Below are 20,731 nucleotides of genomic sequence, written 5' to 3' on the forward strand. Positions count from 1 at the left end.
CTGGCTCACCTCGTTGGTTTCAACGCCTCTCGGAGAGAGGGCGCCCGTTCGTCCCGGTCACTGACCATTGTGACCGGCAACGGCCAGGGAATGTCCAATTCAGGGTCTTTGTACGAAATCGTAATGTCTTCTTCAGGATCGTGTGGCCGATCGATACGGTACGAAACGTCCGAGGGATCCGTGAGTGACTGGAAGCCGTGCGCGCACCCCGCGGGGATGTACACGGAAACCTGGGTATCACCGGACAGTTCGAAGGTTTTCACATTCCGGTACGTCGGCGAATCCGGTCGGAGATCCACGACGACGTCGAAGATCGCACCGTGGGAACACCGCACCAGCTTCGCCTCGCCGGCCCCGCCGCGCAGGTGCATGCCGCGCAGGACTCCCTTGCGGGACCGGGAAAGGCTGTCCTGGGCGAAGCCGTCCGGGTCGATGCCCACCGACGCGACGACGTCGCGGTCGAACGTCCGGCTGAAGAAGCCGCGCCGGTCCGCGTGCGGAGTGGGTTCGAACAAGTACGCGCCGTCGATCTCGGGCACCGGAACGGCCTTCATCGCGCACCCCCGAAGAGGGCCGCCGAAAGGGCGGCGAACTGGTCCTTGAGGCGCTGCGCGTTCATCTCGTTCCGTTCCAGGAGCGTCTGGCGAAGTTCTGCCGAACGGTTCTCGAGTTCGGTGAATTGTTCGACGAGCCGGTCGAAGCTGACGGTCTTCGCGCGCTGGGTGAAGCCGTCGAGGCCCATCTCCGCCATGAGGACGTCGTTCTTCGGCGCGTAGCCGATCGCCACGGTCGGTTTCGCGACCTTCAGGGCGCAGAGCACGTTGTGGTAGCGCGTGGCCACCACGCTGTCCACCGCGGCCATCTCGTGCATCAGCTCGTCCAGGGTCTCCGCCGAAGCCGCCGTCACCAGCGGGGAAGCGGTCTTCTCGATGATTTCGTCGACGACCTGCCGGTCGATCCGGTCGCCGATGAACAGCCGGACGGGTCTGTCCTGGTCAACGAGCCACGCGACGAAACGGTTCATCGTGTCCACGTAGTGGCGGTAGATGCGGTCGGCGTCGGCCCGGTCGTCGTTGCCGCCGTAGTAGGCCATCACGCCGACGCCGACGGTGCCCGGTGTGCCGTCGGCGGCCGGGGTGGGAAGGGAGAACGCGAGGTCGGGGTAGACGTGGTCGGCACTCGTGTCGACGCCCATGGCGCGCATGGCGTCACGCGAGATGTCGTCGCGGTAGGAGCGGTAGGCGGCGAGCCGGCCGGACCAGCGGACCAGCGTCCGCGTGGCCCGGGCGCTGATGTGGTTCGCGCCGACGCAGACGAGCGCCACTTTGGTGCCGAAGAGGCGACCGGTGGCGGAGAGGAGGAAGAGCGAATACGGAAACCCCCAGGGACGCAGCGGCAGCGTCGCTTCGAGCACGCCCATGCCGGGCACGATGACGACGTCCTGCTCGCGGACCCAGGCCGCGGTGCGGGCGATGTCCACCAGCTTGCCGAAGCCCTTGAGGGCGACCGAACGCAGGCCGGACGCCGTCTCGTACTCGGACTGGTTCCAGTGCAGCGGCGTCGCGTCGAGGCCGTACCGCTCGCGGACGATCTCCGGGCCGCCGACCAGGGCGCTCAGCTTCGCGTCCGGGTACTCGGCGCGCAGGTAGCCGAGCACGGCTTCGAGGGAACCGTCGTTGCCGAGGTTCCCCGAGCCGAGCAGCCCGAACACGCCGACGCGTGGCGCACGCTTCACGCGAGCCTGCCTTCCCGGCCGGCCACGATCTCGTTGACCGTGGCGACGTCCGAGGCGGTCGGCGCGCGGTCCTCGACGCGCTCGCCGTGGCCGGAGCGGGCCCGGTTGGTCAGCCACGCGCCGAGGTGGCCGAAGCACTCGCGCTTGTCGGCGGCCGAGATCGGCGCGCGGCGGATCAGGTCCGCGAACCCGTAGACGTACTCGCCGAGCAGGCGGACGGTGGGATTCCGGAGCCGGTTCGCGCGCCGCGGGTCCAGATTCGCGCACCGGCTCCGGATGGTCGGGTTGGCCCGTTCCGCGCGGCCCGGGTGGTCGCGGCGGAAGTAGAGCAGCTCGGGCACCTGGTAGAACGGGCCGTGCAGGGCCATCTCGGCCGAGTACGTCCGGTCGGCGTGGTGGTAGCTGTCGAGCGGCTTGACGCGGCGGAGGACGTCGGCGCGGATGACGCCGTAGAAGTCGTCGCCGCCGGGCTCGAAGAGGATGCTGCGGAACCGGTCCGGCGCGTGCCGGGAGCCGGTGTCCAACGTGTACTCGAGCGGCTGGACGATGCGGCCGTCGCCGTCGATGATCGCCTGGTCGCAGTGGGCGAGGATGACGTCCGGGCGCTCGTCGAGGGCTTCGACGCACCGCTTGAGCAGGTCGCGGGCGTAGAGGTCGTCGTGGGAGACCCACTTGAACAGCTCGGTGCGGGAGACGTCGAACACGAAGTTGTGGTTCGGTGTCGCGCCGATGTTCTTGGGCTGGCGGACGTAGCGGATCCGCGAGTCCTTGTCGGCGTAGCGGCGGCAGATCTCGTCGGTGCCGTCGGTCGAGGCGTTGTCCGAGATGATGAGCTCGAAGTCCTCGAAGGTCTGGCCGAGCAGGGCGTCCAGCGACTCGGCGAGGTACTCCTCGCCGTTGTACACCGGGAGGCCGAGGCTCAGCCGCGGGACGGTGGTCATGGAGTCCTCATTCCTTGATCGGCTCTTTGATCGGCTCGAACACCACGGTGGGCTCGTCGGCCCCCGGCGGCACGTACTCGCGCAGCCCGAGCCGCAACTGGAACCACCAGACGACGGAACCGCTGAGGGTGGCCGTCGCGACGCCCCACGCGGACCCCGCCGCGCCGCCGAGGAAGGCGCCGGCGATGCCGAAGGTGACGTAGAACAGGGAGGCGATCAGCTGCGAACGCAGGCTGCGGGGTGCGGCACCGAGCGCCCGGAGGCCGGCCGCCGCCCCCGTGGCGAAGCTCGCGCCGACCACGGCGAGGGTCACCGGCAGGATCAGCGGGGACGCCGAGTCCCACACCGAACCCATCACCCAGCGGCCGGCGCGGTCGGGCACCAGGAGCAGCAGGCCGAGGCCCCAGCACAGGGCGGCGCCCGCCTGACCGCCGCCGAGGATCATGCAGAAGTGCTTCAGCCGGTGCGGCGCCCGCTGGAGCACCCGCGCGCCCTCGGCGACGGTGACCAGGGACAGCCCCATGAGCAGGGCCAGGAACGGGCCGAGGAGCTGCTCGGCCCCGCGGACCGCGCCGACGGCGGTGATCCCGGCGATGGCGCCGAGGCCGTACGCCCGCAGCTGCGACGCGCCGCTGTTGCTGACGTTCTCGACGAGGTACCGGACGCTCAGGTCGCGCTGGGAGCGGAGCCAGCCGGCCAGTTCGCGCGGGTGCGGGAGGATCCCGGTCTGGAACCAGCCGTAGACCGCGGCGAGCGCGGCCGCGATGCCCCAGGCCAGCACGAACGCGACGACCGTGCCGACCCGGCCGGCGACGAACAGGGCCGGGACCAGTGCGATGCCGCAGACGAGGTCGTTGAGGAACGCCCTCTTGCCCTCGCCGCGCGCGAAGAACGCGAAGCGCCAGGCGTCCTGCAGCAGCAGGCCCGGCAGGACGACGGCGAGCGCGACGAAGGCGTTGCCGAGCGGGCCGCCCGCGGCCAGCCCGGCCACGAGGCTGATCAGCCCGGTCACGCAGCCGACGCCGATCGCGGTGCCGGACGCGCTCGCCACGCCCGCCCGCCAGCGGTCCTCCGGCACGGCGCTGAACCGGACCATCAGGGGGTCGGTGGCGAGGCCGCGCGAGATGTTGAGCACCACGCCGTAGGTGACCCAGGCGAGGCTGAAGATGCCGAACGCGAACGTGCCGAGCGAGCGGGCCACGTACAGGCCGACGGCGAAGTTGGTCAGGCTGGACACGGCCTGGTCGCCGAGGCCCCAGCTCAGCCGTCCGGCCATCGCGCGAACCGCGCCCGACCGGAAGATCGAGCGCGGTGCACGGCGGTGGTTGGCCACGTCGTTCACTCCTTGACCAGACCGGCGTCGAGGAGCGCCCGGGCCGCGACGTCGACGATGTCGAACGGCAGCCCGGCGCGCTCGGCGATGTCGAGCAGGCTGTGGGAGCCGTCGGAGAGGTTGAGCACCCACAGCATCGCCATCTGGGCCTGCTTGGCGTCGCTGCGGCCGCCGAGCGAGTCGTACAGCCCGCGCTTGCCGAGCTGCGGCTCGCCGTACGGGCTGAGGTTGACGTACCGGCGGTTGCGGTCCAGGACGCCGAAGGCGTCGCGAAGCGCGCCGAGCGTGTCCTCCATGGCCGCGGGTGAGACGAAACCCGGGTTGTCGGCGGAGGTGTGGTACTCGGGGTAGCCGGCGTACGGCGTCCGCGTCAGGGACCCGACGCCGAGGTTGAAGCCCGGCGAGCAGAACTGGCGCTCGTCGTAGCCGTACGGCGAGAAGTCGACGACGCGATGCTCGCGCGAGCGCAGCACGTGCTGCATCACGCGGTCGATCTCGGCGTCGTCGCGGCGGGACTTCTTGTACGTCAACGCGCCCGGGTCGCCCGCGCACGCCAGCACCAGCCCGTGCTTCACCTTCTCGATCCGGGAGGCGTTGCGGGCCAGCCAGGTGATCGAGCCGATCGTGCCCGGCATGAACAGGAAGCGGTAGGTGTAATGAGGGTCGACGAGCTGCTGGGCCAGCGAGACAGCCACCGCGATGCCGGCGAGGTTGTCGTTCGCCAGCGACGGGTGGCACACGTGGCAGGACACGATGACCTCGTCGGTGACGCGGCCCGGGACGACGTGCTCGCCGTAGGTCAGCGAACCGTCGGCCAACGTCGAGTCGATGACGACGTCGTAGTCGCCGTCCGGGAGCGCGTCGAGCTTCTCCTGCGCGAGGCAGAAACCCCAGGCCGGGGCGTAGTAGCTGGTCCGGTAGGGCACCCACGACGGCTGGTCGGGCAGCGTGTGCAGGTGCTCCCGCAGCTCGCTCAGCGGCATCCGCTGCCGCACCGGGACGCTGTACCCGACGACGTGCAGGTTCAGCTCCTGGAAGTCGATCACGCGCGAGCCGTCAGGAGCAGCGACGTACGCGTCCCGGATGTTCCACTCCTGCGGGATCGTCCAGTCCAGCACCGCGGTGCCGGTCGGGACCTCGTGGCGTTCCAGAGAGATGTGCTCGCCGATGATGTCCAGGGTCTGCCGCACGCCGTCGCCGGTGATGCTGCGGCAGATCGGGTACAGCCGCTCGACCAGTGCGTGCAGTTCCGCCCCGGTCCGCAGCTGCGGGGCCGCCACTACCGCCGCCGCAGGGTGTCGTCGACGCGGCCGGCTTCGCCCTCGCTCTTCAGCCAGGCCAGCCGGGTGAACAGCTGCTGGAACGACTCCCGGGTGAGCCCGAACTTGCGGTAGGCCTCGATGAGCTCGACCGCGCCGTCCTTGACCGACCACTCGCAGGCGAAGCCGGGGATCGCCGACCGGAAGCGCGAGAAGTCGACGCGGTAGGAGCGCGGGTCGGCGCCCGCTTCGCCGGTGATGTTCAGCGTCGAGCCCGGCACGGCCTCGACGACCTCCTGGGCGATCTCGGCGACGGTGACGTTGTTGTCCTCGGTGCCGATGTTGAACGCCTTGTTGTGCACGGCCTCCTTCGGCGCCGTCAAGGCGGCCGTGAACGCGCGCGCGATGTCCTGGGCGTGCACCAGCGGCCGCCACGGCGTGCCGTCCGACAGCACCAGCACCTCGCCGGACAGGTGCGCGTGCGCGGTCAGGTTGTTCAGCACGATGTCGCCACGCAGGCGCGGCGAGTAGCCGAACGCCGTCGCGTTGCGCATGTACACCGGCGTGAAGTCGTCGTCGGCGAGCTCGTGGACGTCGGCCTCGACGCGCACCTTCGACTCCGCGTACGGCGTCACCGGCCGCAGCGGGGCGTCCTCATCGACGAGGTTGTCACCGCCGGCGCCGTACACCGAGCAGGTCGACGCGTAGAGGTACCGCTGCACGCCGGCGTCCTTCGCCAGCTTCGCGAGCTTCACCGACGCGTGGTGGTTGATGTCGTACGTCAGCTCCGGCGCGAGCGAGCCCAGCGGGTCGTTCGACAGCGCGGCCAGGTGGATCACCGCGTCGAACCCGGAGACGTGCTCAGCGGTGACGTCCCGCAGGTCGACGACGTGCCCGGCCGGGTCGGCGGGAGCGGGCCCGAGCAGGCAGTCCTCGAACAGCCCGGAGTCCAGGCCGGTGACTTCGTGGCCGGCGGCGGCGAGCACCGGGGCCATCACCGTCCCCAGGTAGCCCTTGTGCCCCGTCAGCAACACCCGCATCGGATTCAGCCCTTCAGATCGAGAGTGAGTTTCTTGACGAAAAACGCTTCGGCGTACCTCGCGGCGGCTTCGATCCCGCGGATCCGGGCCAGCCCCAGGAAGGCCTCGCGGTCGTACCAGGGCCGGTGCCGCTGCGACGCGTAGTGCTCCTGCAACAGCCGGACCTTCGCTTCGGCGATCTCGTCGGACAGCGGCTGGTACACCGACGGGCGGCCGAGGTCGCCGTCCCACTTGACGATCTCGTAGCCGAGCGCCAGGTGGTCGCGGAACGCCGTCGGGACCAGCTTCGCGAGACCGCGGTGGTCCTGGTGGGCGTCGTCGGTGCGCGGGGCCAGGATGACGTCCGGGTCGGTCCGCCGCCGCAGGTCCTCCAGCGCGTTCTTGGCCTCTTCCCAGTGGGCCGGGAAGCGGCCGTCCGGCAGCTTCAGCACCGTGACGTCGACGTGCGCGCCCGGGCAGAACGCCGCCAGCGCCGCCCGCTCCTCGTCCTCGCGGGGCGTGCCGCCGCCGGAGAGGACCAGGGCGTCGACCCGCAGGCCCGGCCGCGACTCGCACAGCGTCAGCAGCGTGCCGCCGGCGCCGATCGCGATGTCGTCGCAGTGCGCGCCGAGTGCGACGACGCCGGTGAGCCGGTCCGGCCGGAGCCCGATCACGCGGTGCTCACGGCTGCGCGCTCCCACAGCGCCCAGGGCCGGTCGCCGTGGCTGTAGGCGTAGTCCAGCGCCGCCCGCTCCTTGACCGTGTCGGTCGGCTTCCAGAACCCGCGGTACGGGTAGGCGAGCAAGCGGCCGCGCTTGGCCAGCTCGCCGCAGCCGTCGGCGACCAGATCACCGTTCTCGGGGATGTGGTCGAACACTTCCTGCCGCAGCACGAAGTAGCCGCCGTTTTCCCACAGCGGCATTTCGCTCACCGCGGTGATCGAGCCGACCTTGCCGCCTTCGTCCATTTCGACGCAGTGGAACGAGGACTGCGGCGGCACGACCATCATCGACGCGCCCGAGTCGGAGTTCGAGAACCGCTCGATCATGTCGGGCAGCGGGACGTCGGAAAGGACGTCGGCGTAGTTCGCGAGGAACATCTCGTCGCCGTCGAGGTACGAGCGCACCCGGCGCAGCCGCTCGCCGATCGGCGACTCGATGCCGGTCTGCACGAAGGTGATCGTCCAGTCCGCGATGTCGGTGGACAGCAGTTCCGCCTGCCCGTTGCGGAGGACGAAGTCGTTGGAGATGGTTTCCTGGTAGTCCAGGAAGAAGTTCTTGATGTGCGCCGCGCCGTAGCCGAGGCACAGGATGAATTCGGTGTGGCCGAAATGCGCGTAGTACCGCATCACGTGCCAGATGAGCGGTCTCGGACCGACCATCGCCATCGGCTTCGGGACGTCGTCGGCCGCGCCGTTGCGCATCCGCATCCCGTAGCCACCGCAGAACAGAACGACCTTCACGTCACTGCACCTCGACGATTTCCAAGTGGGGAATCGGGAACACGAGCTTGCCGCCCCACGACCCGATGTAGGAGAGCTGTCCGGTCAGTTCCTCCCGGAGGTTCCACGGGAGGACGAGCACGTAGTCGGGCCGGTCCGCTTCGATCCGTTCCGGCGGCAGCACCGGGATGCGCGTGCCCGGGGTGAACCGGCCGTGCTTGTACGGGTTGCGGTCGACCGTGTACTGCAGCAGGTCCGTCCGGATGCCGCAGTGGTTCAGCAGGGTGTTGCCCTTGCCCGGGGCGCCGTAGCCGACGACGGTCTTGCCTTCGCCCCGCGCCTCGATGAGGAACTTCAGCAGGTCCAGCCGCACGCGGGTGACGCGCTCGGCGAACTCGGTGTACCCGGACAGCTCGTGCAGCCCGGCGGCCTTCTCGCGCTCCAGCACGTCGGTCATCCGCTCGCTGGGCTCGCCCGCCACCTCGTCGGGACGCGCCCAGAGCCGGATCGACCCGCCGTGCGTCGGGACGAGTTCGACGTCGACCACGGTGAGGCCGCCGGTCGCCAGCGCCCGGCGGGCGGATTCGACCGTGTAGTACTGGAAGTGCTCGTGGTAGATCGTGTCGTACTGGTTCTTCTCGATCAGCGTGAGCAGGTGCTGGACCTCGATGGAGACCCAGCCGTCGTCGGCCACCAAGGCGCGCAGGCCCTTGGTGAAGCCGAGGACGTCCGGGATGTGCGCGTAGACGTTGTTCGCGGCCACGAGGTCGGCCGGCCCGTGCTCCTCGCGCACCTGCCGTCCGGTCTCCTCGGAAAGGAAGGCCGTCAGGGTGGGCACGCCGGCGTCGCGCGCCGCCTGCCCGACGTTCACCGAAGGTTCCACGCCCAGACACCGGATGCCGTGCCCGACGACGTGCTTGAGCAGGTACCCGTCGTTGCTCGCGACCTCGACGACGAACGACTTCTCGCCCAGCCCGAGCCGCTCGACCGCGCCGTCGACGAAGCGCTTCGCGTGCTCGACCCACGACGTCGAGAAGGACGAGAAGTACGCGTACTCGGTGAAGGTGTCGTCGGGGTCGATCAGCGGCGGGATCTGGGCGAGCCAGCAGTCGGTGCACACCTTCAGGTGGAGCGGGAAGGTGGCTTCCGGTTCGTCGAGTTGCTCCGCCGTCAAAAATCGCTCACACGGGGGAGTCGCACCGAGGTCGACGACGCCGGCCGTGTTTGTCGAACCGCAGAGTCGACATGTGGTCATCTACCAGGCTCCTTGGCTCGCGGTCGCGATGTGCACCTGACACGTCGACCGGCGCCGGGAGGTCGTTACAGCGACGCGGGAGCCGGTGGTGGACCGATTCGGAACCGCAACCTGAACGGAGCAACTGTGGCGGGGATCACCTACCGTACCCGTCCGAACCCGTAACGTCCACAGTGGACCTGCTCTTAGGCTGGCGAGATGACTTCGGATCCGGCTCCCCGCCTGAGCGGCCTCTCGGGCGTGGTGCTGACCGTCCGCTTCCTCACCGAGCTGGCGCTGCTCGGCGGCCTGGCCCTGGCGGGCACCCCGCTCGGCAGCGGCGTCGCGCTGGCGGTGGTGGACGCGGTGCTGCTGCCGGCGGCGGCCGCCGCGCTCTGGGGCCTGTTCGTCGCGCCCCGAGCCCGCCGCCGCCTGCCGGAACCGGCCCGTTTCCTGCTGGAATTCGCGCTCTTCGCGGGGGCCGGGGCGGTGCTGGCGCTGGTGGGCTGGTTGGTCGCGGGCATCGCGCTCGCCGTCGTGGGAATCGGCGTAGCCGCCTTGACCCGGGTGGTCGCAAAGGACGGCTGAACGCGGGCGAGCCCTCCCCGCCGTCCGGCGGAGAGGGCTCCGGCGAAGAGCGGGTCAGCCGATCTTCTCGGCGGCCGGGATGACGTCGGTGGCGAACTTCTCCAGCACCTCGGGCCGGTGCACGTGCGGCACGACCCCGAGCGCGACCTGGATGCCGAGCCCGTTCAGCCGCTCCAGCTCGGCCACCAGCTCGCCGGCCTTTTCGCCGTGCTCGCCGACGTCCAGGATGTGGTAGACGGTCTTGACGATCGAGTCGTAGTCGCGGCCCTCGTTCTCGCAGTGCTGCCGCAGCACGTCGAGCTTGCGCTCCAGATCCGGCCCGTTGAAGAGGTTGCACGCGTCGGCGTACTTCGCGACGAGCTTCAGCGTCTTCTTCTCGCCGCCGCCCCCGATCATGATGAGCGGACGCGGCCGCTGCAGCGCCTGGGGCACGTTCAGCAGCCGTTCGGCGTCGAAGTGCTTGCTCTTGAACGGCGCGTCGCCCTCAGCCCACATCTGCAGCACGTACTGGAGGTTCTCCTCCAGCAGTTCGAACCGCTCGCTCACGGACGGGAACGGGAAGCCGAGCCCGCGGGACTCCTCTTCGTTCCAGCCCGCGCCGATGCCGAGGATCGCGCGGCCGCCCGAGAGCACGTCCAGCGTCGTGATCGCCTTGGCCAGCAGGCCGGGGTGGCGGTAGAGGACGCGGTGACGACGGTGAGCAGCTTGGCGCGCTCGGTGTGCGCGGCGATGAAGCCGAGGGTGGTGTACGCCTCGAGCATGTCGTTTTCGGTCGGGCCGACGGCGCCGATCTGGAAGAAGTGGTCCATCACGGCGATGGAGTCGAAGCCCGCCTGGTCGCCCGCGCGGACGACGGCGGCGAGGTCGGCGCCGAGCGCGGATGCACCGTTCGGCCAGGTGAAGTCCGGGATTTGCAGTCCGAGTTTCATGCTTCCCGACCGTATACCTGGAGTGGCACCGGGTCAGAAGTCGCGGACGAAGAAGACCCGGCCGTGGAGCGGGTCGGTCACCCACACCGTGCGCGTCCGCTGGTCGACGGCGACGTCGCCGGGGTTCACGCCCAGCGACAGCTCGCCGCTCAGCGTGCCCGCCGTCCCGTCGACGCGGGTGAGCCCGTTCTGCCCGCCGTTGGTGTAGACCGTGTTCGTGCCCTGGTGCACCGCCAGCGCGGAGGATTCGCTGCGCAGCAGCACGGTCTTGCGCTCGGTGCGCGTGGCGGCGTCCACAATGGACATGTGGTGGATGCCGGAGTTCGCCACGTACACCGTTCCGCTCGCGTGGTGCACGGCCACGTCCGTCGGGTTGCGCCCGACCTTCACGGAAGCGACGAACTTCCCGCTGTCGATCGAGAACACCTCGACCGAATCGGTGGCGGCGCTCGCGCAGTAGGCCAGCTTGCGGCCGGGGTCGACGCCGATCCCGGCGAACCCCGGCTTCGGGCCCGGGACGAGCGCCGCCAAGGTGCAACTCGCGCCGTCGAGCACGGCGAGCGTCCCGGTGGTGCCGCTGGCCGCGTAGACGCGGCCGGCCGGCTCGTCGACCGCCAGCGCCGAGGCGCCCGCCCCGGCGCCGACCACGCTGACCAGGTCGTGGGTGCGCGTGTCGAGGACCACCACCGTGCCCGCCGGCGGGTTGGCGACGTAGATCCGGCCCGCCTCCGGGTCGATCGCGACGTCGCCGGGTTCGCCACCGATGTCGATCACGTCGGCGACCGAAGCGCCGCGCGGGTCCACCGCGGTGACCGTCCCGGCCTGGGCGTCGGTGACGTACCCGAGGCCGGTGACCGGGTTCACGGCGACCGCGGCCGGGCTGCCGCCGACGTCGACCGAGCGGACGCCCTCGGCGCGCGCCGCGCGGGGGAGGACGAGGGCGCCGGCACCCGCCGTGACCAGCGCGAACAGGGTTCGCCGACGTAGCTGGCGAGCTCCCATCGGCGCCTCCGCTCGTGATCTTTCCCCGGTCGAGCGTAACTCCCGCCATCCTCACGTGAAGGAACTTCGCGTCGCCCGATCGCGTTGTTTCCACTGGGTAAACCCACTCGGGACAGCGGACGGAGGCGAGCGCACGTGCACGGGCACCAGAACGGACTCAAGACGGCATTGCTGCTCGGCCTGCTGTCGGCGATCATCGTCGCGATCAGCGGGCTGTTCGGCCGCGGCGCACTGGTCATCGGGCTGGTCGTCGCCCTCGGGATGAACGCGTTCGCCTACTTCAACTCCGACAAGCTGGCGCTGCGGGCCATGCGGGCGCGGCCGGTGTCGGAGGTGGAGCAGCCCGCGATGTACCGGATCGTGCGCGAGCTCGCGCAGGTCGCACGGCAGCCGATGCCGCAGCTGTACATCAGCCCGACCGTCGCCCCCAACGCGTTCGCGACCGGCCGCAGCCCCCGGCACGCGGCGGTGTGCTGCACCACCGGCATCCTCGACCTGCTCGACGAGCGGGAGCTGCGGGCCGTGCTGGGCCACGAGCTGTCGCACGTCTACAACCGCGACATCCTGATCTCGTGCGTGGCCGGCGCGCTGGCCAGCCTGATCAGCGTGCTCGCGAACATCGCGCTGTTCTTCGGCGGCAACAACCGCGACGGGAACCCGCTGCTCAGCCTGCTGCTGGTGTTCGTCGGGCCGATCGCGGCGGCCGTCATCCGGATGGGCGTGAGCCGGTCGCGGGAGTACCAGGCCGACGCGTCCGGCGCGGAGCTGACCGGCGACCCGCTGGGCCTGGCCTCGGCGTTGCGGAAGCTGGACGCCGGGACGCGGGCGCGGCCGCTGGTCGCCGAGCCGCAGCTGGTGTCGCAGTCGCACCTGATGATCGCGAACCCGTTTCGCCCCGGCGAGGGGCTGAGCAGGCTGTTCTCGACCCACCCGCCGATCTCCGACCGCATCGCGCGGCTCGAGGAGATGGCCCGGCGCCCGTTCTAGGCCGACGCTCCCGCCGCCACGGCGACGGCCTTCACGTAGTCGCCGTAGCCGGACTTCGCCAGCTTCTCGCCCAGCGCGTAGCACTCGTCGGCGTCGATGAAGTTCATCCGCAGCGCGATCTCCTCGAGGCAGGCGATGCGCACGCCGGTGCGGTGCTCCAGCACCTGCACGAACTGGCCGGCTTCGAGCAGCGAGTCGTGCGTGCCGGTGTCGAGCCAGGCGAACCCGCGGCTGAGCTCGACCAGCGTCGCGCGGTCCCGGCGCAGGTAGGTCAGGTTGACGTCGGTGATCTCGAGCTCACCCCGCGTCGACGGCTTCAGCGCGCGGGCGATGTCGACGACCTCGTTGTCGTAGAAGTACAGGCCGGTGATCGCCTTGTTCGAGCGCGGCTTGAGCGGCTTCTCCTCGATGGTGAGCAGCTTGCCCGCCGCGTCGACCTCGCCGACGCCGTAGCGCTCGGGGTCCTTGACCGGGTAGCCGAACAGGACGCAGCCGTCGAGCTCGCGCACGGCCTGTTGCAGGCGGCTGGAGAAGCCCTGGCCGTAGAAGATGTTGTCGCCGAGGACGAGCGCCACGTCGTCGTCGCCGATGAAGTCCGCGCCGATCACGAAGGCCTCGGCCAGCCCGTTCGGGCTCGGCTGCTCGGCGTAGGAGAACGAGACGCCGAACTGGTCGCCGTTGCCCAGCAGCCTGCGGAACATCGGCAGGTCGGTGGGGGTGGAGATGACGAGGATCTCGCGGATCCCGGCCAGCATCAGCACCGAGATCGGGTAGTACACCATCGGCTTGTCGTAGACCGGCAGCAGCTGCTTGGACACCGCCTGGGTGATCGGGTGCAGGCGTGTCCCGCTGCCTCCGGCCAGCACGATGCCCTTCATGGACGGCCTCCCTCACGACGTGGCTCGAGACCTCCTCACCCTACGGGCCGCCCGTCGCCGGCGGATCCCTTACCGAAGTAGGCCTTGCACCCGGCGTCGTCCTCGGTGGCGATCTCGAGCACGTTCCGGCCGTCGTCGACCGGCAGCAGCGTCGAGGAGTAGTTGGGGCAGAAGTAGTTGGCGACGCCGTTGATGTGGACGGGCGCGGGCAGTTCGTACCAGTGGCCGCGGCCGAAGTCATCGTTGGCCAGCAGCACCTGGCCGTTCCCCGGCTGCGGCACGCCGTTGGCGTCGGTGTAGATCTGCCCGACCATGACGATCCGCACGCCGTTCGGGCCGCCGGGGAACAGGGTGATCGTCTGTGCGTGCTGGAAGTAGTTGCCGGTGGCGGTGTCGACGCGGGTGCCGGGGTCGGCGGGGTCGCCCCAGTTGGCGCCGTCGCCGGAGATCTTGAAGTACGGGTCGCAGTAGCGGTCGCGGAAGTTGCAGATCTCGTAGGCGAAGTAGTACCGGCCGTCCGGCAGCCGCCGGATGACCGGCATGCCGGGGCGGACGCGGTCCGGCGGGATCGCCACGGTGAGCTGCTTGGTGCCCCACGTCACGCCGTCGGTCGAAGCGACCCGGTTGAGCACCTGCGCGTACTTCGGCGCCTGCGTCTCGTCGGCGAAGTGGAGCCAGAGGGTGCCGCCGGCGTCCACGGTGAACTCGGGTTCCCACATGCCGTCGAAGTTGTGCGACCGCGCCGCCTCGGACAGGAAGCTCCAGGAGCGGCCGCCGTCCTTGCTGGCCCAGACGCGGATCCCGATGCGGCGCTGCGGCCCGGCGTCCTGCCGGTAGGAGGCGGCCCACAGCAGTGTGCCCGCGCGGAGCCTGCCGATGCGCTGCGGCAGTTCGTAGACGGTGCCGCAGCACATGCCGGACCGGCCCTCGGGGTCGCGGATCGCGCCGATCCGGTGGAACGACTCGCCCTCGTCGGTGCTCTCCAGGACGGGTGTGAACTTGCCTTCGGCGTCTTCGCTGGTCAGGGTGGCGATGATGCGGCCGCGGCCGTGGTCGAGGCGGATCAGGCGCGGGTACGCACCGAAGCCGGGGATGAGCTGACGGCGTTCGGCGGCGCGCGCCGGCGTCAGCAGCGAGGCGACGGCGGTGAGCGTCAGCACGAAGACCAGCCAGCGGCGCAACCCGACCCCCTCCACGCGGTGACCGCGCGATTACAACACGGCCGGGCGCCGCTCACGGGACGCATTCACGCGTTCGGGTAACGCCGGCGCTGCCGGGGCCGAAAGAGCACCCGAGGGGGAACAGTGAAGATGCGGCTGGGGTTGCTGGTGGTCCTGGTGTGGGCGTCGGCGTGCGCGCCGCCGACCGGCTACGGGACGATCGTCGCGGATCCGCCGTCTTCGGCGGCGGCGCCTCCGACGGCGCCCGCGGCCCCGCGGGACGTGCCGCCGGAGACGCACACGGGCACGGAGAGCGGCGAGTTCGAGACCACGTGGCCGGCGGACCAGCTGGGCTTCTTCACGTTCGAGTGCCCGAAGTGCACGTCCAACGTGATCATCGACACCGACGGCGGCGACCACGGCCTGGTGAACGCGATCGGCGCGTACCGGGGCACGAAGTGGTTCAACACGGACCCGCGTCGCCCGGTGAGGCGGGTGACGGTCCACGCGAACGCCCCCTGGACGGCGACGATCGCGGACCACCGCAGCATCCCGGCGGCGTCGAGTGGCGTGGAGGCATCGGGCCGCGGCGACGCGGTCCTGCAGCTCCCGGCGGGGGTGACGCGGGTCAGGTTCACGGCCGAGACGCGCGGCAACGTGGGGCTGTGGGTGCTGTCGCCGGAGAACCGCGACCTGATCCTCAACCAGATCGGCGACGCGGCGGTGGAGCGGGAGGTCCGCGGGCCGGCGTTGCTGCAGGTGGAGGGGTACGAGGCGAGCTGGAGGCTGACCCCGTCGTGAGCGGGCACCCGGTTGTCGGGTGCCCGCGGCGGCGTCACCGGTAGTTGGTGAACTGCAGCGCGATCTCGAAGTCCTTGCCCTTCAGCAGGGCGATGACCTCCTGCAACTGGTCCTTCTTCTTGCCCGACACCCGCAGCTGGTCGCCCTGGATCTGGGCCTGGACGCCCTTGGGGCCTTCGTCGCGGATGAACTTCGCGATCTGCTTCGCCTTGTCCGAAGCGATGCCCTGGAGGATCTTGCCGGAGATCTTGTAGATCTTGCCCGACAGCGCCGGCTCGCCCGCTTCGAACGCCTTCAGGGAGATGCTGCGCTTGATCAGCTTCTCCTTGAACACCTCGACCGCCGCGAGCGCGCGCTCTTCGGTCTCGGACTCGATCGTGAGCGCTTCCTCGCCGGCCCAGTTGATCGTCGTGCCGGTGCCGCGGAAGTCGAACCGCGTGCCCAGCTCCTTGCTCGCCTGGTTGAGCGCGTTGTCCACCTCCTGGCGGTCGACCTTGCTCACGACGTCGAAAGAGGGATCCGCCACGTGTCCTCACACCTCGTACTCGCTTGTCAGTGGCCTCCCAGCCTAGCCCCTGCCGGGGGACGGGTATCCCGGTTGACCCCTGCTCGGGGGCGCCGGGTAAGCTTTCCCCCGGCCGGGACGACCGGCCCTGGCGGGTTACCCGAGTGGCCAAAGGGGACTGGCTGTAAACCAGTTGGCATTGCCTACGGGGGTTCGAATCCCTCACCCGCCACCGCAGTGAAGCAGCCCTCCGGCGCAAGCCGGGGGGCTGCTTTGCGTATGCGGGTCGCGCGCGGACGGCCCAACCGCTTAGCCGATTCGGTGTGGTCAATTCTGCAGCCCATCGCGCTCCGTATTTCTGGCCGGAGAGAATTGATTTCCGAATTCTGGACGGCCGTATAGGACCCGCTGGTCACCTATGCGCCGGATGGGCGATTTCGACTACTCGTCCCGGCAAACCCGCACGTCGGAGGACTCTGCTCGCCGGATCGGGGCAACGAACGCTGGGCCTTTCGATCGGTTTCCGGAATCACTCGTAACGCATTTCTTGAGCGACTCGACCCCAGTCTCGGGATGCAGGGCTGCCGGGGGTTCCACCGAGTCGTTGGAGGCACAACCATGTCCATTCCCGTGACGACGCGGCCCGTCCGCGAGGAGCTGGTGCGGGTGCAGTACGCCGAGCCCGCGCTCGTTGCCGGCTACGCGGACGACCACGCCGGATGGGGACCCACCGCGCGCTACCACCATTCGCGGCGCTACGCGATCGACCAGGTGCTGGCCGGCTGCTCCGGTGGCGACCTGCTCGACGTCGGCTGCGGGCCCGGGATGATGGTGCGGCACCTGCTCGACACCCGGCCCGGCGACTTCCGCATCACCGCGTGCGACCAGTCGCCTGCCATGATCGACGCCGTGGCCGCGCGGGCCGGCGACGGCGTCGAGCTGGCCGTGGGCGACATCCAGGAGATGCCCTTCGGCGACCGGCGGTTCGACGTCGTCCTCGCCATGGGCGTTCTCGAATACACCGACGCCGCGCAGGCCCTGCAGGAAGTCGCCCGCGTCACGCGGCCCGGCGGGCTCGTCGTGACGACGATGCTCAACCCGCGCAGCCCGTACCGGCTCTTCGAATGGGGTGTCTTCTGGCCCGCGCGCCGCACCCTCGGCGCGTTGGAACGGCTCGTCGGCGTCCCGCCGTCCAGACGGCACGGCGCCCGCCGCACCGGGATCGTCGCGCTGACCCCGCGGCGCCTGCGGGAACTGCTGTGGCGCGCCGGCCTGCAGCCGGGCGAGGTCATCGCCTACGACGTCACCGCGTCCGTGCCGCCGGTCGACCGGCTGGTCCGGCGCCGGGACCGCTCGTGGCGCGAGCGTCCGGAATCGACGATCGCGCGCGGGGCGAAGCGGTGGCTCGGCACCGGCTACCTCGTCGCCGCCCGGCGGGTCGGCGCGTAGGGGAACGGCCGGTTTCCCCCGCGGGAGGGGGAAACCGGCCGTCCGGCGGCGGCCCTGGAGGGTTACGCCGCCTGGGAAACCGGCGTCGAAGCCGGGGTCAGTGCGAGGTCGAGGACCTCGCGGACGTTCGCCACCGCGTGCACGTCCAGCTGGGCCAGCACCTCGGCCGGGACGTCGTCGAGGTCCGGCTCGTTGCGCTGCGGGATGATCACCGTCTTCATCCCCGCCCGGTGCGCGGCCAGCAGCTTCTGCTTGACGCCGCCGATCGGCAGGACGCGTCCGGTCAGGGACACCTCGCCGGTCATCGCGACGTCGGCGCGAACCACGCGGCCGGAGAGCAGCGACGCCAGCGCCGTCGTCATCGTGACGCCGGCCGACGGGCCGTCCTTCGGGACCGCGCCCGCCGGGACGTGCACGTGGATGCCGCGCTTGCGCAGGTCGCCCACCGGCAGCTCCAGCTCCGCGCCGTGCGAGCGCAGGTAGGACAGCGCGATCTGCACCGACTCCTTCATCACGTCGCCGAGCTGGCCGGTCAGCTGCAGCCCGGACGCGCCGGACTCCTCGTCGGCCAGCGACGCCTCGATGTAGAGGACGTCACCGCCCGTGCCGGTCACTGCCAGGCCGGTGGCCACGCCCGGGGTCGCCGTGCGCTGCGTCGACGCCGGCAGCGACGACTCCGGGATGTGCCGCGGGCGGCCGAGGTAGGTCTCCAGATCACCCGCGTCGATCGACAGCGGCAGCGCCACCTCGTCCAGCGCCACCTTGGTCGCGACCTTCCGCAGCACCTTCGCGATCGTCCGGTTCGCGTCGCGCACGCCCGCCTCGCGGGTGTACTCGGCGGCGATCCGGCTGAACGCGGCGTCCGTCAGGACGACGTCCGAAGCGCCCAGCCCGGCGCGCTCCAGCTCACGGGGGAGCAGGTGGTCGCGGGCGATGGTGACCTTCTCGTGCTCGGTGTAGCCGTCCAGCGTGACGAGCTCCATGCGGTCCAGCAGCGGGCCGGGGATGGTCTCCAGCGCGTTGGCCGTCGCCAGGAACACGACGTCGGACAGGTCCAGCTCTACCTCGAGGTAGTGGTCGCGGAACGTGTGGTTCTGCTCCGGGTCCAGCACTTCGAGCAGCGCGGCGGTCGGGTCGCCGCGGTAGTCCGCGCCGACCTTGTCGATCTCGTCGAGCAGCACGACCGGGTTCATCGAGCCGGCTTCCTTGATGGCGCGGACGATCCGGCCGGGCAGCGCGCCGACGTAGGTGCGGCGGTGGCCGCGGATCTCGGCCTCGTCGCGGATGCCGCCGAGGGCGACCCGGACGAACTTGCGGCCCATGGCCTTCGCGACGGACTCACCCAGCGACGTCTTGCCGACCCCGGGAGGGCCCGCGAGGGCGAGCACCGCGCCCGAACGACGGCCGCCGACCGGGCCGAGGCCCGACTCCGCACGGCGCTTCCGGACGGCCAAGTACTCGATGATGCGTTCCTTGACGTCGTCGAGGCCCGCGTGGTCGGCGTCGAGCACCGCCCGCGCGGCCGCGATGTCGTAGACGTCCTCGGTGCGCTCGTTCCAGGGCAGCTCCAGGACGGTGTCCAGCCAGGTGCGGATCCAGCCGCCCTCGGGGGACTGCTCGGACGTGCGGTCCAGCTTGTCCACTTCGGCCAGCGCGGCCTTCTTGACGGCGTCGGGCAGTTCGGCGGCCTCGACGCGGGCGCGGTAGTCCGTCTCGTCGGCGGTGCCGTCGAGCTCGCCGAGCTCCTTGCGGATGGCTTCGAGCTGGCGGCGCAGCAGGAACTCCTTCTGCTGCTTCTCCATGCCCTCGGCGACGTCCTTGCGGATCGTGTCGGTCACCTCGAGCTCGGCCAGGTACTCCTTGCTCCACTCGAGCGCCTTCTCCAGCCGCGCGGTGACGTCCAAAGTGGACAGCAGCTCGAGCTTCTGCTCGGTGGACAGGTACGGCGCGTTGCCGGACAGGTCGGCGACCGCGGAGGGCTCCTCGACCTGCTGGACGGCGTCGATCAGCTGCCAGCCGCCGCGCTGCTGGAGGATCGAGATGACGACGGCCTTGTACTCGGCCGCCAGCTTCGCGGTCTGGTCGTTGGTGGTCTCGGGGGCGTCTTCGGCGTGCACCCAGCGGGCGGCGCCGGGACCGTCGGCGATCCGGCCGACGACCGCGCGGGCGGTGCCGCGCAGCAGGGCGGCGGCCTTGCCGCCGGGCACGCGGCCGATGCGCTCGACCGTGGCGACGGTGCCGAACTCGGCGTACTCGCCGTGGACGCGCGGGACGATCAGCACCTCGGCCTTGGTGGCCGCGGAGGACCGGATGCCGGGGAAGGACGCCTGGGTCGGCGTCTTGGCCTGGGCGGACTCCACCGCGGCCCGCGTCTCGGTGTCGGTCAGGTCGAGCGGGACGACCATGCCCGGCAGCACGACGTCGTCATCGAGCGGGAGCACGGGCAGGAGGCGGGTGTCGGACATGTGCACTCCTCGGATAGTTGAGTCTGCCTAGCTCAACTCTCCGATGGGTGCGTTTGTTTCCGATGGTGCGTTCGCCCAGAGCGATCGGGGAAAGTGCAGGTCAGGCGGGTTTCTCCGCGACGGCGCACCACGCGAAGGGCCGCGCCTCCGCTTCGAGGGCGTTGATTTTCCGGTCCGGCCGCCAGTCCGGCAGGTGCACGATCCCCGGTTCGAGGAGCCGCCAGTCCCCGAAGAGCGGCTCGATCTCCTCGCGGTTGCGGAGCCAGACCGGGTTGCTCGTCTTCCGGTACTGCTCGACGAACCAGCGCAGCCCCTCCAGGTACGGGCCGTCGCCGTCGCCCTCGCTCATCTGCGAGATCGCCAGCCAGCTGCCCGGCGCGAGCGCGTCGCGGTACGCCGCCAGCAGCCCGTCCGGGTCGTCGTCCGGGCCGACGAAGTGCAGCACCGCCGCCATGATCAGGCAGACCGGCTGCGAGAAGTCGATCAGCCGCCGGGTCTCTTCGGCGCGCAGCACGGACTTCGCGTCCCGCATGTCGGCCTGGACGATGCCGGCCCAGTCGGTCGCCACGCTCTCTTCGAGGATGAGCGTCGCGTGGGCGACGGCGACCGGCTCGTAGTCGACGTAGACGACCTTCGCGTCGTGGTCCTCGGGCAGCTCCGCCTCGACGACCTCGTGCACGTTGCCCGCCGTCGGCACGCCGGAGCCGAGGTCGATGAACTGCCGGATGCCGGCCCGCAGCGCCGCCCGGACCGCGCGGTTCATGAACTCGCGGTTCTGCTTGGACCCCGGGCGCACCAGCGGCCACTGCTGTTCCATGCGCCGGCCGAACTCGCGGTCCACGGCCCAGTTCTGGGTACCGCCCAGGTACCAGTCGTAGATCCGGGCCGCGGACGGCTTCTCGGTGTCGACACCCTCGGGCGCTCTCGGCGCGGAATCCCGCTGGTCGGTCACTTCAAGGCTCCCCTCGCTGGCGGCGAGGTCAGCCTATAAGCACAGCGCACCCG

Annotated in this window: 19 protein-coding genes, 1 tRNA gene and 1 pseudogene; 5 read left to right on the top strand and 16 right to left on the bottom strand. The window is 70.5% G+C overall.

Going from position 1 to position 20,731, the window contains the following annotated elements:
- Positions 1 to 5: 5 nt before the first annotated feature.
- The 9 genes from ACLJPY_RS38470 to ACLJPY_RS38510 are packed head-to-tail and all read right to left on the bottom strand — an operon-like array spanning position 6 to position 8,983.
- Positions 6 to 554, bottom strand: coding sequence for a dTDP-4-dehydrorhamnose 3,5-epimerase family protein (locus ACLJPY_RS38470; protein WP_410595925.1), 549 nt, complete (start codon positions 552 to 554; stop codon positions 6 to 8).
- Positions 551 to 1,735, bottom strand: a complete 1,185-nt coding sequence (locus tag ACLJPY_RS38475) for a polysaccharide pyruvyl transferase family protein (protein ID WP_410595926.1) — start codon at positions 1,733 to 1,735, stop codon at positions 551 to 553. Before ACLJPY_RS38475 ends, ACLJPY_RS38470 begins: the two co-directional genes overlap by 4 nt.
- Positions 1,732 to 2,676 carry a glycosyltransferase family 2 protein gene (locus ACLJPY_RS38480; protein ID WP_410595927.1) on the bottom strand — a complete coding sequence of 315 codons (945 nt, stop codon included), beginning with the start codon at positions 2,674 to 2,676 and terminating at the stop codon, positions 1,732 to 1,734. Before ACLJPY_RS38480 ends, ACLJPY_RS38475 begins: the two co-directional genes overlap by 4 nt.
- A gap of 7 nt (positions 2,677 to 2,683) precedes the next feature.
- Entirely contained in the window at positions 2,684 to 4,009 is a 1,326-nt protein-coding gene (locus ACLJPY_RS38485; RefSeq protein WP_410595928.1) for a hypothetical protein, read from the bottom strand.
- 5 nt (positions 4,010 to 4,014) lie between these two features.
- Positions 4,015 to 5,289 carry a DUF4910 domain-containing protein gene (locus ACLJPY_RS38490; protein WP_410595929.1) on the bottom strand — a complete coding sequence of 425 codons (1,275 nt, stop codon included), beginning with the start codon at positions 5,287 to 5,289 and terminating at the stop codon, positions 4,015 to 4,017.
- Positions 5,289 to 6,308, bottom strand: a complete 1,020-nt coding sequence (locus tag ACLJPY_RS38495; RefSeq protein WP_410595930.1) for an NAD-dependent epimerase/dehydratase family protein — start codon at positions 6,306 to 6,308, stop codon at positions 5,289 to 5,291. The genes ACLJPY_RS38490 and ACLJPY_RS38495 overlap by 1 nt, the downstream gene beginning before the upstream one ends.
- 5 nt (positions 6,309 to 6,313) lie before the next feature.
- Positions 6,314 to 6,961, bottom strand: a complete 648-nt coding sequence (locus ACLJPY_RS38500; RefSeq protein WP_410595931.1) for a PIG-L deacetylase family protein — start codon at positions 6,959 to 6,961, stop codon at positions 6,314 to 6,316.
- Complete coding sequence (locus ACLJPY_RS38505; RefSeq protein WP_410595932.1) at positions 6,958 to 7,749, bottom strand: glucose-1-phosphate cytidylyltransferase; 792 nt, start codon at positions 7,747 to 7,749, stop codon at positions 6,958 to 6,960. Before ACLJPY_RS38505 ends, ACLJPY_RS38500 begins: the two co-directional genes overlap by 4 nt.
- Position 7,750: 1 nt before the next feature.
- Complete coding sequence (locus ACLJPY_RS38510) at positions 7,751 to 8,983, bottom strand: class I SAM-dependent methyltransferase (protein WP_410595933.1); 1,233 nt, start codon at positions 8,981 to 8,983, stop codon at positions 7,751 to 7,753.
- Between the two features lie 198 nt (positions 8,984 to 9,181).
- On the opposite strand from ACLJPY_RS38510, the gene ACLJPY_RS38515 reads away from it, so the two are divergent.
- A complete protein-coding gene (locus tag ACLJPY_RS38515) occupies positions 9,182 to 9,550 on the top strand; it encodes a YrdB family protein (RefSeq protein ID WP_410595934.1) in 369 nt (122 codons plus the stop codon).
- A gap of 54 nt (positions 9,551 to 9,604) precedes the next feature.
- Here the strand turns inward: ACLJPY_RS38515 and ACLJPY_RS38520 are convergent.
- Both ACLJPY_RS38520 and ACLJPY_RS38525 read right to left on the bottom strand, forming a co-directional pair.
- Positions 9,605 to 10,479, bottom strand: a pseudogene (locus ACLJPY_RS38520) (LLM class F420-dependent oxidoreductase).
- 33 nt (positions 10,480 to 10,512) lie between these two features.
- A complete protein-coding gene (locus tag ACLJPY_RS38525; protein WP_410595935.1) occupies positions 10,513 to 11,481 on the bottom strand; it encodes a hypothetical protein in 969 nt (322 codons plus the stop codon).
- A gap of 135 nt (positions 11,482 to 11,616) precedes the next feature.
- On the opposite strand from ACLJPY_RS38525, the gene htpX reads away from it, so the two are divergent.
- Positions 11,617 to 12,468: a zinc metalloprotease HtpX gene (gene htpX / locus ACLJPY_RS38530; RefSeq protein ID WP_410561679.1), complete on the top strand. Its 852-nt coding sequence runs from the start codon at positions 11,617 to 11,619 to the stop codon at positions 12,466 to 12,468.
- Here htpX and rfbA read toward each other — a convergent pair.
- Together rfbA and ACLJPY_RS38540 are read right to left on the bottom strand one after the other, a co-directional pair.
- Positions 12,465 to 13,346: a glucose-1-phosphate thymidylyltransferase RfbA gene (gene rfbA / locus ACLJPY_RS38535; RefSeq protein WP_410595936.1), complete on the bottom strand. Its 882-nt coding sequence runs from the start codon at positions 13,344 to 13,346 to the stop codon at positions 12,465 to 12,467. The two genes, htpX and rfbA, sit on opposite strands and share 4 nt — an antisense overlap.
- Before the next feature lie 35 nt (positions 13,347 to 13,381).
- The gene (locus tag ACLJPY_RS38540; protein ID WP_410596060.1) at positions 13,382 to 14,527 is read right to left on the bottom strand and encodes an exo-alpha-sialidase; all 1,146 of its coding nucleotides are present in this window, start codon (positions 14,525 to 14,527) and stop codon (positions 13,382 to 13,384) included.
- 129 nt (positions 14,528 to 14,656) lie between these two features.
- Here ACLJPY_RS38540 and ACLJPY_RS38545 point away from each other — a divergent pair, with 129 nt between their 5' ends.
- The gene (locus ACLJPY_RS38545) at positions 14,657 to 15,307 is read left to right on the top strand and encodes a hypothetical protein (protein ID WP_410596061.1); all 651 of its coding nucleotides are present in this window, start codon (positions 14,657 to 14,659) and stop codon (positions 15,305 to 15,307) included.
- A gap of 34 nt (positions 15,308 to 15,341) precedes the next feature.
- On the opposite strand, the gene ACLJPY_RS38550 is transcribed toward ACLJPY_RS38545, so the two are convergent.
- Positions 15,342 to 15,833, bottom strand: coding sequence for a YajQ family cyclic di-GMP-binding protein (locus tag ACLJPY_RS38550; protein WP_176173343.1), 492 nt, complete (start codon positions 15,831 to 15,833; stop codon positions 15,342 to 15,344).
- A gap of 129 nt (positions 15,834 to 15,962) precedes the next feature.
- On the opposite strand from ACLJPY_RS38550, the gene ACLJPY_RS38555 reads away from it, so the two are divergent.
- Together ACLJPY_RS38555 and ACLJPY_RS38560 are read left to right on the top strand one after the other, a co-directional pair.
- Positions 15,963 to 16,044, top strand: a tRNA-Tyr gene (locus tag ACLJPY_RS38555).
- Positions 16,045 to 16,430: 386 nt separating this feature from the next.
- Positions 16,431 to 17,261: a class I SAM-dependent methyltransferase gene (locus tag ACLJPY_RS38560; protein ID WP_410595937.1), complete on the top strand. Its 831-nt coding sequence runs from the start codon at positions 16,431 to 16,433 to the stop codon at positions 17,259 to 17,261.
- Positions 17,262 to 17,323: 62 nt separating this feature from the next.
- Here ACLJPY_RS38560 and lon read toward each other — a convergent pair whose 3' ends face one another.
- Both lon and ACLJPY_RS38570 read right to left on the bottom strand, forming a co-directional pair.
- Entirely contained in the window at positions 17,324 to 19,726 is a 2,403-nt protein-coding gene (gene lon, locus ACLJPY_RS38565) for an endopeptidase La (protein ID WP_410595938.1), read from the bottom strand.
- A 100-nt stretch (positions 19,727 to 19,826) separates the two neighbouring features.
- The gene (locus ACLJPY_RS38570; RefSeq protein ID WP_410595939.1) at positions 19,827 to 20,678 is read right to left on the bottom strand and encodes an SAM-dependent methyltransferase; all 852 of its coding nucleotides are present in this window, start codon (positions 20,676 to 20,678) and stop codon (positions 19,827 to 19,829) included.
- Between the last annotated feature and the right edge of the window lie 53 nt (positions 20,679 to 20,731).

This window comes from Amycolatopsis sp. lyj-23, from assembly GCF_046549135.1.
Classification (GTDB): Bacteria; Actinomycetota; Actinomycetes; order Mycobacteriales; family Pseudonocardiaceae; genus Amycolatopsis.

Excerpts from the sequence above, each read along its gene's own strand:
- ACLJPY_RS38545 (WP_410596061.1), top strand. The coding sequence starts at position 14,657 with ATGCGGCTGGGGTTGCTGGTGGTCCTGGTGTGGGCGTCGGCGTGCGCG.
- ACLJPY_RS38525 (WP_410595935.1), bottom strand. The coding sequence starts at position 11,481 with ATGGGAGCTCGCCAGCTACGTCGGCGAACCCTGTTCGCGCTGGTCACG.
- lon (WP_410595938.1), bottom strand. The coding sequence starts at position 19,726 with ATGTCCGACACCCGCCTCCTGCCCGTGCTCCCGCTCGATGACGACGTC.
- ACLJPY_RS38480 (WP_410595927.1), bottom strand. The coding sequence starts at position 2,676 with ATGACCACCGTCCCGCGGCTGAGCCTCGGCCTCCCGGTGTACAACGGC.
- ACLJPY_RS38470 (WP_410595925.1), bottom strand. The coding sequence starts at position 554 with ATGAAGGCCGTTCCGGTGCCCGAGATCGACGGCGCGTACTTGTTCGAA.
- ACLJPY_RS38510 (WP_410595933.1), bottom strand. The coding sequence starts at position 8,983 with ATGACCACATGTCGACTCTGCGGTTCGACAAACACGGCCGGCGTCGTC.
- rfbA (WP_410595936.1), bottom strand. The coding sequence starts at position 13,346 with ATGAAGGGCATCGTGCTGGCCGGAGGCAGCGGGACACGCCTGCACCCG.
- ACLJPY_RS38515 (WP_410595934.1), top strand. The coding sequence starts at position 9,182 with ATGACTTCGGATCCGGCTCCCCGCCTGAGCGGCCTCTCGGGCGTGGTG.
- ACLJPY_RS38495 (WP_410595930.1), bottom strand. The coding sequence starts at position 6,308 with ATGCGGGTGTTGCTGACGGGGCACAAGGGCTACCTGGGGACGGTGATG.
- ACLJPY_RS38560 (WP_410595937.1), top strand. The coding sequence starts at position 16,431 with ATGTCCATTCCCGTGACGACGCGGCCCGTCCGCGAGGAGCTGGTGCGG.